Raw genomic sequence first — 13,501 nt, forward strand, 5'->3', positions numbered from 1 at the left:
ATATGTGGTCACTTTGTCAAAAAAAAAATTCGTCTGCTTTATACAAAGATAAAAACAGACGCGTTACACGATCAATCATTTGGGTAAAAAAAGTTTGTCATCCGTTGCAACGATAGCTCATTGCCCACAAAGTAAATCTTATTTCCTGCACTGAACTTCGCATATGGTCCAGGAGACAATAGAAGTTCTTGTGCGGTTTGGATGGCAATGATCGTTGCCCCAGTTACTTGCCAAATGTTCAACTCGTTGACACTTTTTTCAAGATGCTGGGCTTCTGCTGTCAAGGCCAATTCAAAAGGCACAAAAGGACTCATTTGATGGGCTTTTTTTGTCTGCTGAACCAATACATTCAAGAGTTCTGAAAAATTATTCAATTCTTGCTGCTGACGATCAACACTTTCTAAAATATCTCCTCGAATTTCTTGGATTGTTTGGACATCCTGGTATTGTTCAACAAAGGCTTGGGCTTTTTCTTTTGAGGCAATATAGGCCCCACTGCCATGACGAACATCCATGATTTCAAGATCCACCAATACATTGATGGCTTTTCGCGCTGTTTCAGGTGATACATTAAAATTACTAGCTAGTGTGGAGCGAGCATGGATTTTTTGCCCAACCTGATAGCGATTCTCAACGATTCGTTCTGCGATTTCGACAGCGATCTGCTGATATCTGGGCAATGCGACTTTCCTTTTGTTTGGCACCTGATTGGTCATGTGAAACTTCCTTTGCATTTTTTTTCATGATAACAAGAATTGACCTATCTGACAACTAAACATCGAGATGCGGATTGTGTAAAAGACGGACGCGATGAACTTGCGGCACCTCTTGCAGCATGGCCGCTGCTTGTTGTACTTCTTCCACTTTTTGCTCAGCCACATCAATGATCGTATAGGCCATACCCGCTTTTCGTTCACTTGCCAGATGCGCGATATCGATCGCTGCATCTGATAACAGTTTTAATAAGGGGGCTAACGCACCTGGTGCATCTTTATGAAAAATCGTTAACCGATATGGTGCCAAAAATGGCAATGTCACTTCTGGAAAATTGACTGATTCCTTGATGGTGCCATACCGCAAAAAACGATCCATACGTGCAAACACAATACGATCACCCGCAGTTAATGCATCGACAGTCGTGCCGCCAATATGTGGATAGGTCACTACTTTCGGATGCTGCACAACAGATGCGGTTGGGAAATCGGTGATATACTGTTTGATCCTCCCAGAATCTAAAGCCTTTAATACTGCTGTTTCGTCAACAATCTCTCCTCGACCAAAATTAAGTAAAGTCGCTTCTGGTTTCATAGATGCGAACGCTTCTTCATTGATCAAGCCTTGTGTCTGATCATTTAAAGGCAAAAGGACCACCACAAAATCAGCTTCCTTCAGCAACTCAGAAAGTGCTGCTGTTTGTTCAAAGTACATACTGTCTTTTTGGGTTCGGGCATAGCCAATCACATCCATGCCTAGATGATAACAGGCTTCTGCTAAACGCTCGCCGATTTCCCCCAGTCCCAAAATCCCAATCGTTTTACCTGTCAATTCTTCACCGATCAGGGTGGATCTTCTCTCTTCAGCGGTAGCTAAGACCGCATCGCCTGCAATATTGCCTTTCGCTATCTCTACTTCGATCTGACTCATCACCTCATGGGCTTTGTCTAACGGACGGACACTCAAGAATAAATTCGTCAACACCAATTCTTTCACCGCGTTGGCGTTGACACCTGGACTATTAAATACCACAGTGCCATTTTCTGTGCATTTGTCTATATTGATTGTATTTGTCCCGCTTCCAGACCGGGCAATCACAGCCAGTTCAGCAGTAATCAGGGCATCCGGTACTTGTTTGCTTCTGACAAAAATCGCTTCTGGGGTTTGGGTATCGGCAAATCGATAGCCTTTTGCTCGGGCTTTTTCTTTGGTTGCTTCGGTGATTTCATCAAGTAAATAGATTGTTTTCATCCAGATCCCTCCTTTTTTGAAATGCTTATGAATCAAATATTACCCAAAAGTGAGGTAGAATGATAGCAATACGCAAGAAAGGGTGATAGTGATGCACTTATCGATTACAGAATTTCCAGATGAACAACCTATTATCGGCAAAGATTCACACGTTCAAGACAGTAAATTAGAGGATTATGTAGAGATTGGCGAGGCCAACCATATCGATCATTCTACGTTAGATGCCTATACATATACTGGACAATATTGTTTTATTCAAAATAGTCATATTGGCCGCTTTGTCAGTATTGCAGCAGCCGTCCGGATCGGCCCCACCAATCATCCCTACGAAAGACCGAGTCAGCACTTGTTTGCGTATAACGGAGAAGGATACGGCTTCAAACCGAAAGACAGCGACTTTCTAGCAAAACGAAAAGAAAAGACCACCACCATTGGCAATGATGTCTGGATTGGACATGGTGCGGTTGTTCAAGCGGGTGTTACAGTTGGCAATGGTGCAGTGATCGCTTCGAATGCTGTTGTCACCAAAGATGTTCCACCTTATGCAATCGTTGGTGGTGTACCTGCCAAAATCATCAAATATCGTTTTGATCCTGCCACGATCGAAGCTTTACAAGCGATTGCTTGGTGGAATTGGTCTCGGGAAGAACTTGAGACACGTTATTTAGATTTTCGCTTACCTATTGCAGATTTCATTGCTGCATACAATAAAAAATAAGCTCGTTTTTTAAACCTAGTCTATTTTTGGACTAGGTTTTTGTTTTAAAAAAACAAGAAAGAAACCTTGTAAGCGCGCTTAACTATGCTAAAATAAACACTAAATGAAATTATTCACGAAGTCAAAGGAGCAGAACACATGGATCTATTAAGCTATCAACCATTAAACCTCTATAACAATTATCGAGATGCGGCAACAACGTATCCTGACGTCAACATCATCCACGATGAAATTTTAGGCGCGTTTCCTGAGCTAGGCTATCAAAGTACCTACCAATCAAGCCACGAAGCGATTTTAACGCGTGCCTATCAATTGTCTGCCCTAGGTGTCAAAGCAGGAGATAAAATCATCTTATACAAATCATCGACATTTGACACCTATTTGTTGGCTACTGCTGCCTCATACTTAGGTGCGGTACCAGCGATGATTTCGTACCATTTTCCAGCATCTACCATCGAAGTTTTTGTCGATCGATTGGAAGATCCTTATATCCTATTTGATGATGAAACAGAAGGCCGGGTGGCACTGGTCAAAAACAGTAGTCCTGAAAAGCAAATCGCGGTGCGTAACTTATTGATGGCACCAGCAGAACCTGTCGAACAAGTTGAATTGCCCATTGATCAGATTTCTTATATGACCCATACATCTGGTACGACTGGTATCCCCAAATTGATTTGTCACTCTGCCCAATCGATGGGCTGGCGTACCAAATGGCAAAAAACGATTTTCACCAAGATTGATCGGCAGCAAGCAGATTCTGATTTGGTCGCATTCCACATCTCGCCGGTGCATTCACGCTTCAATATTGGGATCTCCTCATTGATGGCGATGGGTTTTCCAATGATGCCCTTGGCAGGATCGAATGGCCCGCATATTGTCCGTATGCTGTCAGAGTATCCCCCGATTGCGCTGGAAACTCATCCAAACAACTTTGTGCAATGGCGCTTTGTGGCTGAAGAATATCCTGAAGCCTTTGCTGGTATTCGATATTACCATTCCACATTTGATGCCATCAACAATCAAACAATGGCATCATTTTTAGCCACTGCAACTGATCATCAAGCGATCTTTTTACAAGTCTATGGCCAAAGTGAATGTGGACCAATGATTCTGAAGGCCCATACCTTGGAAAGTTTGAAAGAAAACAATGCCCGTGATATGGGTGTTGGTCTTACCGATTTGACCCGAGCGCGGATTGCCGATGCCCAAGGGAATGAACTACCAAACAATACGGATGGCCATATTCATTTCCTTTCTAAAGGTCGGGCATTGACCTACTACAAAGAAGATCAGCGTTTTGCCGATAACGTCTATGATGCCTGGTGGGACAGTGGGGATTATGGCATGATCGATGAATCCGGTCACTTGTATCTCAAAGACCGTCAAGTCGATTTGATCAAATCGATCGAAAGCAATTTAGCCCTCGAAGACCTATTGCTGGATCAACTTGATTTTCTAGCAGAAGTTGTGATCGTTCGCGATAAAGAAAATGCACCACAACCAATCATTGCTTTGGCACCAAACCGCGAAATGGACTGGGCTGCTTGGTGGCAAGCTGTCGCAGATCTACCCCGATTAAATGAACCGATGCTCAGAGCGTATGAAGAGATCCCAAGAACCGCGACGATGAAAGTCCAACGATTACAGATCGAAAAAGAATTTAAAGCCTAATACTCGATGCTAAACGATTCATACCTGAATCCTGCAACAGCCTATTTAACAACTAAAGCGACGTCAAAACAATGTTTTGACGTCGCTTTTTTGGAATCAGAAGGAAGTAAGATTACCTTCCTACAATCAATTCAGTAATAGATCAATAAATGATGCGAACAATGCGTCTTGATCATCAAGACCTTTTTTTGATTCTAAGTGATCTGCATAATGGATCTCGATAAGGCCGACCGTAAATGCCGAAGCCATCGCAGTTAGTTCTTTTGATGATTTGACTCCGGCATGGGTCAGACGATATTTTTCGATGCACGATTGAAGATGTTCATATAATTCAAAAGCAAGGGCATGAAACGTTTGATACGCATCACCTTCCCATTTCTTGTTAAAAATCAGTGCGTAGCGATCATGGTGATGAATACCAAAACGATACAATTCATATAACATGCCATGAAAGGCTTGCTTTGGTTCATCTACTTCATCGGTGACCGTCGTGAAACGCGCATGCAGCATTTTTATGTCTTCTAAAGCAATTGCACCCAAAAGGGCATCTTTACTATCAAAATATCTATAGACAGCACTTCTTGATAATGCCAACTGTTTGCCTAACTCTCTTAAGCTTACAGAATCAAGCCCCTGCTGATCAATCATCTCTCTCGTTTGATCAATTAAATTTTGTCTTGTATCCTTTGCCAATCATATCCCCTCCATCTACATCATGTATCAAACAGTTGACAGTGTCAACAATAAGATTTATACTCTCTAAGTTGACACTGTCAACTTTTATTCCAAAAGGAGGATTTATTATGGCAACGATCGTGATTACAGGCGGCCACGGTGGCATTGGGTATGAATGTTCTAAGACTTTGGCAAAAGAGTATCATATGAATTTAGTTCTAGTTGGTCGGAGTAGGGAACGAATGGAACCCGTTGCGCAAGAATTACGGGAAAAATACGCGGTAAAAGTAACTGTCGTATGTATGGACACTTCTTCACTGGAATCTGTCCGATCGGGTACTGCAGAAATTGAAAGAATGATCGACAGTAAAGAAATCGATTCGTTGCAAGGCATCATCTGTAATGCCGGGGTAAGGCTGTCTGGACCACTTGCCTACAGCGTAGATGGATATGAATTGACTTTTGCAACAAATTACTTAGGTCATTTTCTATTTGTTGAAGGATTGAAACACGACGTCGCGCCAAACGGACGGATCGTGTTTACCTCAAGCGGCACTCATGATCCAGATACAACCGATGGTAAAATGATGGGTATTGCTGCCGATTATGATACATTTGCATTGGCGAATGCTGGAAAAAATAACGTCAAACCTATTTCAAATGGCAAAAGTTACACGACATCAAAATTATGTATCATGTTGTATACTTATGAGTTAGACCGGCAACTCAGAGCCGCTGGAAGCACCGTGTCATCCATTGCATTTGATCCAGGCTCCACCTTTGGTACTGGATTTCTGAGAGAAATGCCTCGTCCGTTACAATGGATCGCCAATAGCACAGGTGCAAATTGGCTTATGAAACTTGCTGGTATCACGATTGGTGATGTCATTTTTTCTGGCCAATCACTTGCTAAATTAGCCGCAGATCCGGCATATGTCGATGCTTCTGGCAAGTATTTTCAATCTCATGATGGACATTTGAACGAAAGAAACTCTTCTGTATTATCTTATGATGAAAAAAGAGCCAAGCAATTAATGGATGACTCCAGAAAACTTGTTCACATCTAAAACGAAAAGCGCGCATCGCACAATCGAAGGGATTGTGCGATGCGCTTCTTTGGGAATATGGCTTATCTGACTTTAGTGTGTCTTTTCAAATAAAACGAAGGGTCTTTCTCCATACTTTATCAACTTTTCCTCGGCTAAAGATACGCCAAAGCCCTTCCCTCTCGGTACTGCCAAGCAGCCATTTTCGATCACAGCTGGCTGCTCCACAATATCATCAAAATAATAACGATCAGCCGCAGACAAATCGCCTGGAAAATCAAAACCCGCTTGGCTAGCAAATTGAAGATTCATCCCTCGGCCAACACCTGATTCAAACATGCCGCCTAACCATACGGTGAGCCCATGTTCTTTACATGCCTTAACGATTTTCTGCGCTTCAGTGATACCACCTACTCTTGGAATTTTCAGGTTGATTGCCTGACAGCTGCCTAAAGCTGCCACTGTATCAATGTCTTCAACACAGCGAATATCTTCATCTAAACAAAGAGGTGTACGCATCCTTTTTTGCAGCGCCGCATGGCCTGTCAAATTTCGCACCTGCAAAGGTTGCTCGATCATTGCTAATCCGAGGGTGTCTAAAGCCATCAATACGTCTTCTTGTCCCACATAGGCGCCATTGGCATCTGCCATAAGCAGTAATTCAGGAAATCTTTCACGAATCGCAAGCAAGGGCGCTCGATCACTGCCAGGCTTGATTTTTAATTTGATTCGTTGATACCCTTGTGCGACATATTCCTCGACTTGAGCCAACAAATGGCCAATCGTTGGCTGGATACCAACACTGACCCCTACTGGAATTTGATTGTGGATAGATGGATATACTTCCGCCATACTGTAACCAGATTGTTTGGCATGCAGATCCCAAAAAGCCGTTTCAATGGCGGCCTTCGCCATGGCGTTTCCTTGAACAACTGATACGCATGTAGACACTTGGTCAGGATGGATAATGTTTGCGGCGGTCACCAACGGAATCAATTGTTTCCGAATCACTTGCCGAGCTGAAAAAAGCGTTTCTTCAATGTAATCCGGTTGTTCAAAAGCGACCAGTTCCCCAAAACCCACGGTCCCATCTGTGGCTGTTATGCGAATGATATCGAAAGCTTTTTCGGTCAATTGGCCATAGCTTGTCACAAAAGGTTGTTTCAGCGGCAAACGGCAAGCAATCGATTCAATTTTTTTGATGTGCATAGGCGTCGCCCCCTTCTTTTCTATGTTGTGCTCTCAATCTGCGAAACCCACTGATTGATGTGTTGCAAAAGCATGACCGGCTGTTCTAAATGAATACAATGCCCCGCTTCTGGAATCAGTTGATAGCTGATATGTGGTTGCTTATCCTTCATTTTTAGACCAATTTCTTGAAACTTCTTGTCCTTTTCACCAGCTAAGTAAAGGATTGGACAATGAATCGTTGCGAGGGCATCCCAATAACTCGGTTGCTTTCCTGTGCCTCCATATGCCAGACTCATCGCTAACCCAAAAGACGATTGCTGCAATCGTCCTTGCCGCACCACTTTTTGCTGGTCATCAGATAATGCTTTTTGACTGGCAAATAGCGGCAGTGCTTGCCAATAATCCACAAATGCTGTCAATGGTTCTTGCATCAGTTTGATCGCGAGTCGGCGATCTTGCTTGAAGCGCAGCGTTCTTTCAGCAGTTGTGGCCAAGCCTGGCGAGCCGCTTTCCATGATCAATCCTGCAACCGCATCTGGATAAAGCACCGTCCAAGCCAAAGCCACTCTAGCGCCCATTGAATAGCCATAGAGAATATACGTTGGCACAGCTAACGCTGTCAGCAGCGCGGCCAAATCAGCGACCAGTTGCGGGACTTCATAGCGCAATGGATGTGCATACACAGTACTTTGCCCATGCCCGATTAAATCAACCATCAAGATATTGTAGTTTTGCGCCTGCCCAAACATAGGGATGAAGGTTTCGCTGGAACCGGTAAAACCATGCAGCGCAACCACTGTTGGCAGCTGATCATTGTACGGATGCTGCCAACGATACGCGTAATAGATACCGCGGATTTGCTGCTTCATTTTGACCACTCCTCAGCAAACAACTGTTGGCATTTTTCCCAAAGAAAGACGGGATCTTTTTGCATACCGCGGACTTCAATGATTTGAAATTTTGGCTGATCAATTGAAGCTGTGATTTGCTCTTGGAACATTGCTGCGCTTTCCGCTAACATCCAGTCAGCTTCAAAAAGCGCTGCTGCTTTTTGAAAATCCAGATGCAAAGGAGTGCCAAATAACGGTTCAAAATCTTCTGGTGCCAAACTATTCTGTGACAAGAAAGAAAAAATACCCCCACCATTGTTGTTCAACAAGATGATCGTCACCGGCAAGTGATATTGCCGCAACAATTGCAAGCCATTCATGTCGTGATAGAAGGCCAAATCACCTATCAATAGATAGGTCGGTTTCTTGCTCGTCATGGCAATCCCCGCAACCGTCGAGATCAAACCATCGATGCCATTGACGCCCCGGTTGCCATACACCTGATATGAGGTGGTCGTTTCACTACCAAATCGATCGAAGAACCGTATGGCGTTGCTATTGGCCAATAAAATCTGGGCATCCGTTGGCAAAGTCTGTTGCAACATGCGCACGGATTGACTTTCATCAAAAGGATGATGGGCAAATTGACTTGCGATGATCTGATCCGCAATCGTTTGTACCTTTTGCCATTGGTTGATCCAATCATGATCGATCTTAAATTGCTGGTCTTGCCAGTGTGCTGTGAAAGCAACGATGTCTGCTTCAATCAAATAATTCGCCCGTTGTAATTGATCTTGCCATTGACCAGAGGCATCAACAAAGAGCCAAGTGGTGGATTCAGGCAGACGATTCAACCACAAAAGGACATTTTTGGTCACGGGCATGCGGCCAAAACGCAATACAACTTCTGGCTGAAATGCTTCATCTAGATGTGGCAACAGGAGATCGGCTTGACTCATAAACGTTCCGGCTTTTACACCGCACGTCGCTAAATTTGTCAACGGATCGCCAATGATCGGCCAACCAACTTTTGCTGCGAAATGGCGCAAATGCTTGGCTTGGTCTATCGTCACGCTCTCCCCTACAATGATGACACCTTTCTTTTGCAACTGAGGCAACATGTACTGGCTCATTTCTTTTGTGAGCTGTTTAATTGGCTCAATATATACGAAAGGCTGATTTGACTGGCTTTTTCGCCCAAAATCTGGCAGCAAAGGTTCTCTTAATGGAAAATTGAGATGGACTGGGCCTTTAGGGTGTTTCGTGGCTTCTGTCACACTTGTGGCAGCTTGCCAAAAACTATAGCGCAACATGTTCGGCTGGTTTTCAGGCACCGTCATTTCAATCATTTTTTTGACATGGGAACTATATAACTGTTGTTGATCCATGGCTTGCGGTGCACCGACATTTCTTAATTCAGGCGGCCGATCCGCAGTTAATACGATCAGCGGCAGATTGACTGCTTCTGCTTCACATATCGCCGGATAGTAATTGGCAGCTGCCGTGCCAGATGTACACAATAAAATTGTTGGGGCATCGTCAACTTTGGTCATCCCCAGCGCAAAAAAAGCCGCAGACCGTTCATCGACATCGACAAAACAAGCCATATCTGGATCGCGGTGCAATAACAAAGCCAAGGGTGTTGATCGAGATCCAGGGCTGATGACAACCCTTTTTGCGCCCGCCGCTTTTAGCCCCTCAATAGCTGCCAACAAATAATCAGTCATCACTTCTTGATTAGACATCTCCGATGATCCCCCTTCGCATTGGTTGAAATTTCAAGCGCGTTTCTTGCTGTTCAGCAAAAGCTTGCGAATCTGCAACGATACCACAGCCCGCGTACAAAGTCGCTCTGTTTTGGGTCACAACACCTGACCGGATCGCCACCGCAAACTCGCCGATATCTTCTTGGATGCCGAGCCAACCAAAGGGACCACCATACATGCCCCGACTACTCGGTTCATGGTCTTTGATCCACTGAACAGCAGCTGTTTTCGGCTCTCCGCCTAAAGCTGGTGTTGGATGCAGTTTTTGAACAGCCGTTAAAAAAGAAACAGCTGCTTGACGTTTTCCTTTTAATGGAAGGAACAAATGCTGGATATCACGGTTCTTGATCACAGCGCGTTCTTCAGAATGGAAGCCGCCGTCAATCAAGGTGGCCAACGCATGTTCCAATCGATCGACCACTACTTGATGCTCATGGGTGTTTTTAGGGTCTTGCAAGAGCGCCTCAGCAAGAACTTGGTCCTCAGCTTTCGTCTGCCCTCTAGGGGCTGAACCCGCAATACTCACCGTTTCGAAATGATCAACTGTGGCTTTTAACAAGCGTTCTGGTGTGGCACCGATAAAAAAGGTATCGCCTTGTTCCAAAGCAAATACATACGTATTTGGTTGTTGTTGGCTTAGGTGCGCCAATACCGCTTCGCTGCGAATGGTCTCCGTTGTCGTTAAACGCATTTGTCGTGCCAAAACGACTTTTGTCAAATCTATTGTTGGGTCTTTGATTGCTTGGACACTCTCTTCAACGGCTTGCAGCCATTCTGGTACTGCAACTTCTACTTGTCCAGTCACTGCATATGGTGCGGCTGCTTCACCAAAGCGGCTACTGTCGATCCACTGCATGACTTGTTCTTGTAAGGCCGCAACTTTGGCTGCCCGTTGTTCTTCATTGGTTGCTTTGACAGTATACACGGCCCAGGTTTGGGTGCCTTCTTGTTTGATCATGATTTCTGGCAAAACAAATAAGCCATTGCCCAACTGTGCCCATTCATCTTGCGGAGCACGGGTTTCATCAAAGGCAAAGCCGCCTAACAATAGCGCTTGGCAGGCATCCATTTGAGACTGATAATGGCTATCTCTCAAGTCTTTTTGCATGCCATCAAATGTCGCCAGCATTGGTTTTTGATAGTCAACCAACCAGTGAAAAGCCGCAATCGTCATGGTTTGATCGGGGTTGCGCCAAAAATAGCGGGCACCTCTTGCCGATTCAGCCGCAGTATAAATGGCTAAAACATCTTCACAGACAATCTGTTCACAGGTACTAAAGTAGCTTTTCCCAGCATCAAATGCTTGTTGGTATTCTTTTGTAACATTACTATTCAATCTCGTTCACTCTTTCTTCACTTAGCAACCGCCGTTTGATGATTTTGCCGCTTGCTGTACGTGGCAATGCGTCAATCTGATAAATGTGGCGAGGAAATTTATAGTGGGCAAGCCTATTTTCTAAAGAATCAAGCAACGCTTGCTTGGAGACAGCTTGTTTCAACACCACAAATGCAACGGCTTCTTGCCCCCATTGGATATTGTCTTGGCCGACTACAGCTGCTTCCGCAACAGCCGGATGTTGCTGCAACGCTTGTTCCACTTCAGCCGGATAAATATTCTCACCGCCGGAAATGATCAATTCACTCGAGCGGCTCACCACATAGAGATAGCCTTCTTCATCGAGATATCCCAGATCCCCAGTGGCAAACCACCCCTCTTGATTCCATTGTTCGCAGCCGCGGGCATTGAGATAGCTTGACACAATAGCCGCCCCTTTTAAGTAGATTTCTCCGACGCGATTTGCTTCATTGATCGCTGTGGCTGGGTGACGTTTCGCATCTTCAATCTGCAGCTGGACACCCTTCAAAGGAATGCCCGATGCACCTAGTTTAGCAGTTGCCTTAGCCGGTGGCAATGCGACCACTTGCGAACAGGTTTCAGTCATCCCATAGGATTGAATGACTGACAGCTGTTTATGCTGACATTGTTCAAGCAAGCTGCGGTCGATTGGGCCGCCACCTAACAAAATATAGCGCAATCCAAGAAAGCCTTCTTGTGGTACATAAGGCAGCATATCTCTTAACATTTTGCTCACCAATGAAACGACAGTTCCTTTGCTGTTAGCTAGATCCGCCGCCATGGCTTTCGGGTCAAAGCGGTCGTATAAACGCATACTGATACCTAATTGTACCATCCGCAACACGATCGACAATCCACTGATGTGATATAAGGGCACAGCACATAACCAGCAATCTTCTTCTGAAATCCTTAGGTTTTGCTGCGTGGCTTTGGCACTCGCTTGATGGTTGCCAAAGGTTTGTGGTACCCCTTTTGGTTTGCCAGTAGTCCCAGAGGTATACATGATCGATGCAATTTGATTGGATTGATACACCAGACGATCCTCAATGTCAAAAGCAACAGCGTTTTTTTTGCCAAAAGGCAGCAACTGCACATCTGCTAGATCAAGGCGGCTGTCGGTGATCACCAGCTGACAGTCTGCATCTTGCAATTGAAAAGCCAGCTCTTTATTCGTCAAACGTGTATTCAAACACTGCACCTCGATGCCTAACGCCCAAAGTGCCAAAATCGTAAAGACCATTTCCGGTTTGTTCTCACTATAGATCGCTACGCGTTGTGCGGCGATCAAATGGGCTTCATAATACGCCGCATATTGCTGAACTTCTGCTTGCAAGGCAGCAAACGACCAGCCTTTATTCTGCCAATAAAAAGCTGGTCGTTCTGGATGAAGTTGCGCTTGCCTTTGCAGCCAACTCCCTGCCATTATGGGAATTTAGGGAATTGATCGAAGTCAGGTTGTCGTTTTTCTTTGAAGGCATCGCGGCCTTCTTTTGCCTCATCCATAGTGTAATACAAGAGTGTTGCATCTCCGGCTAATTGTTGAATTCCGGCTAATCCGTCCGTATCGGCATTCATTGAAGCTTTGATCATGCGTAGTGCCAAAGGACTCTTTTGCAACATCGTTTCTGCCCATTCCATCGTCACGTCTTCGACTTCTTCCAAAGGCACAACCGTATTGATCCAGTTCATTGCTAAAGCTTCTTCAGCTGTGTATTGTTTGGTCATGAACCAAACTTCTTTGGCTTTCTTATGGCCAATCGTCCGCGCCAAATAACCAGAACCATAGCCGCCATCGAAACTACCAACATTTGGTCCTGTTTGGCCAAACTTCGCATTTTCAGCCGCAATCGTCAAGTCACAAACCAGTTGCAAGACATTCCCGCCACCGATCGACCAGCCTTTGACCATCGCAATGACAGGTTTAGGCAACGTCCGAATCAAGCGTTGCAGATCCAACACATTCAAGCGGGGGACTTGGTCTTCTCCAACATAGCCGCCGTGTCCGCGAACTTTTTGGTCACCGCCAGAACAAAAAGCTTTGTCGCCAGCGCCTGTCAAAATAATCACTCCAATACCAGGTTCATCACGACTGATTGAAAACGCATCGATCATTTCAAAGACCGTTTTCGGTGTAAAGGCATTGTGTACATGGGGACGATTGATCGTGATTTTCGCCACTTTGCCGTGTTGTTCAAATAAAATTTCATCGTATTCTTTAAGGGATTTCCATTCTCTCATTCTAATTTCCTCCTCAACTCACATAGTTCCATTATACACATAAC

12 protein-coding genes are annotated in these 13,501 nt (G+C 44.7%); 3 read left to right on the forward strand and 9 right to left on the reverse strand.

The genetic code is table 11. The annotated features are described in order from the left end of the window. Nucleotides 1-71 precede the first annotated feature (71 nt). Together AEQ18_RS06230 and AEQ18_RS06235 are read right to left on the reverse strand one after the other, a co-directional pair. On the reverse strand, nucleotides 72-716 hold the full coding sequence (locus tag AEQ18_RS06230; protein WP_054115507.1) for a GntR family transcriptional regulator: 645 nt from the start codon (nucleotides 714-716) through the stop codon (nucleotides 72-74). Nucleotides 717-771: 55 nt separating this feature from the next. After that, entirely contained in the window at nucleotides 772-1,965 is a 1,194-nt protein-coding gene (locus AEQ18_RS06235; protein ID WP_054115508.1) for a phosphoglycerate dehydrogenase, read from the reverse strand. A 91-nt stretch (nucleotides 1,966-2,056) separates the two neighbouring features. On the opposite strand from AEQ18_RS06235, the gene AEQ18_RS06240 reads away from it, so the two are divergent. Together AEQ18_RS06240 and AEQ18_RS06245 are read left to right on the forward strand one after the other, a co-directional pair. Beyond that, nucleotides 2,057-2,683: a DapH/DapD/GlmU-related protein gene (locus AEQ18_RS06240; RefSeq protein ID WP_054115509.1), complete on the forward strand. Its 627-nt coding sequence runs from the start codon at nucleotides 2,057-2,059 to the stop codon at nucleotides 2,681-2,683. Nucleotides 2,684-2,821: 138 nt separating this feature from the next. Continuing rightward, nucleotides 2,822-4,354 (forward strand): AMP-binding protein, encoded by a 1,533-nt coding sequence (locus AEQ18_RS06245; protein ID WP_054115510.1) that lies wholly within the window; start codon nucleotides 2,822-2,824, stop codon nucleotides 4,352-4,354. A 126-nt stretch (nucleotides 4,355-4,480) separates the two neighbouring features. On the opposite strand, the gene AEQ18_RS06250 is transcribed toward AEQ18_RS06245, so the two are convergent. Continuing rightward, nucleotides 4,481-5,047: a TetR/AcrR family transcriptional regulator gene (locus AEQ18_RS06250; RefSeq protein ID WP_054115511.1), complete on the reverse strand. Its 567-nt coding sequence runs from the start codon at nucleotides 5,045-5,047 to the stop codon at nucleotides 4,481-4,483. 110 nt (nucleotides 5,048-5,157) lie between these two features. Here AEQ18_RS06250 and AEQ18_RS06255 point away from each other — a divergent pair, with 110 nt between their 5' ends. Continuing rightward, on the forward strand, nucleotides 5,158-6,096 hold the full coding sequence (locus tag AEQ18_RS06255) for an SDR family NAD(P)-dependent oxidoreductase (protein WP_054115512.1): 939 nt from the start codon (nucleotides 5,158-5,160) through the stop codon (nucleotides 6,094-6,096). A gap of 72 nt (nucleotides 6,097-6,168) precedes the next feature. Here the strand turns inward: AEQ18_RS06255 and menC are convergent, their stop codons facing one another. Genes menC through menB form a run of 6 tightly spaced genes read right to left on the reverse strand, consistent with a single transcriptional unit; the run spans nucleotide 6,169 to nucleotide 13,457 of the window. Beyond that, nucleotides 6,169-7,284, reverse strand: coding sequence for an o-succinylbenzoate synthase (gene menC / locus AEQ18_RS06260; RefSeq protein ID WP_054115513.1), 1,116 nt, complete (start codon nucleotides 7,282-7,284; stop codon nucleotides 6,169-6,171). Nucleotides 7,285-7,304: 20 nt separating this feature from the next. Then, entirely contained in the window at nucleotides 7,305-8,135 is an 831-nt protein-coding gene (gene menH, locus AEQ18_RS06265) for a 2-succinyl-6-hydroxy-2,4-cyclohexadiene-1-carboxylate synthase (RefSeq protein WP_054115514.1), read from the reverse strand. Continuing rightward, nucleotides 8,132-9,841, reverse strand: a complete 1,710-nt coding sequence (menD, locus tag AEQ18_RS06270) for a 2-succinyl-5-enolpyruvyl-6-hydroxy-3-cyclohexene-1-carboxylic-acid synthase (protein ID WP_054115515.1) — start codon at nucleotides 9,839-9,841, stop codon at nucleotides 8,132-8,134. Before menD ends, menH begins: the two co-directional genes overlap by 4 nt. After that, the gene (locus AEQ18_RS06275; RefSeq protein ID WP_054115516.1) at nucleotides 9,834-11,198 is read right to left on the reverse strand and encodes an isochorismate synthase; all 1,365 of its coding nucleotides are present in this window, start codon (nucleotides 11,196-11,198) and stop codon (nucleotides 9,834-9,836) included. Before AEQ18_RS06275 ends, menD begins: the two co-directional genes overlap by 8 nt. Beyond that, complete coding sequence (gene menE / locus AEQ18_RS06280; protein ID WP_054115517.1) at nucleotides 11,191-12,642, reverse strand: o-succinylbenzoate--CoA ligase; 1,452 nt, start codon at nucleotides 12,640-12,642, stop codon at nucleotides 11,191-11,193. The genes AEQ18_RS06275 and menE overlap by 8 nt, the downstream gene beginning before the upstream one ends. After that, nucleotides 12,642-13,457, reverse strand: coding sequence for a 1,4-dihydroxy-2-naphthoyl-CoA synthase (gene menB / locus AEQ18_RS06285; protein ID WP_054115518.1), 816 nt, complete (start codon nucleotides 13,455-13,457; stop codon nucleotides 12,642-12,644). Before menB ends, menE begins: the two co-directional genes overlap by 1 nt. Nucleotides 13,458-13,501: the final 44 nt, after the last annotated feature.

Origin of the sequence: Enterococcus sp. RIT-PI-f, assembly GCF_001297065.1 — a bacterium.
Classification (GTDB): domain Bacteria; phylum Bacillota; class Bacilli; order Lactobacillales; family Enterococcaceae; genus Enterococcus_D.

Coding starts and splice junctions, on each gene's coding strand:
- AEQ18_RS06230 (WP_054115507.1), bottom strand. CDS start 716: ATGACCAATCAGGTGCCAAACAAAAGGAAAGTCGCATTGCCCAGATAT.
- AEQ18_RS06235 (WP_054115508.1), bottom strand. CDS start 1,965: ATGAAAACAATCTATTTACTTGATGAAATCACCGAAGCAACCAAAGAA.
- AEQ18_RS06240 (WP_054115509.1), top strand. CDS start 2,057: ATGCACTTATCGATTACAGAATTTCCAGATGAACAACCTATTATCGGC.
- AEQ18_RS06245 (WP_054115510.1), top strand. CDS start 2,822: ATGGATCTATTAAGCTATCAACCATTAAACCTCTATAACAATTATCGA.
- AEQ18_RS06255 (WP_054115512.1), top strand. CDS start 5,158: ATGGCAACGATCGTGATTACAGGCGGCCACGGTGGCATTGGGTATGAA.
- menC (WP_054115513.1), bottom strand. CDS start 7,284: ATGCACATCAAAAAAATTGAATCGATTGCTTGCCGTTTGCCGCTGAAA.
- menH (WP_054115514.1), bottom strand. CDS start 8,135: ATGAAGCAGCAAATCCGCGGTATCTATTACGCGTATCGTTGGCAGCAT.
- menD (WP_054115515.1), bottom strand. CDS start 9,841: ATGTCTAATCAAGAAGTGATGACTGATTATTTGTTGGCAGCTATTGAG.
- menE (WP_054115517.1), bottom strand. CDS start 12,642: ATGGCAGGGAGTTGGCTGCAAAGGCAAGCGCAACTTCATCCAGAACGA.
- menB (WP_054115518.1), bottom strand. CDS start 13,457: ATGAGAGAATGGAAATCCCTTAAAGAATACGATGAAATTTTATTTGAA.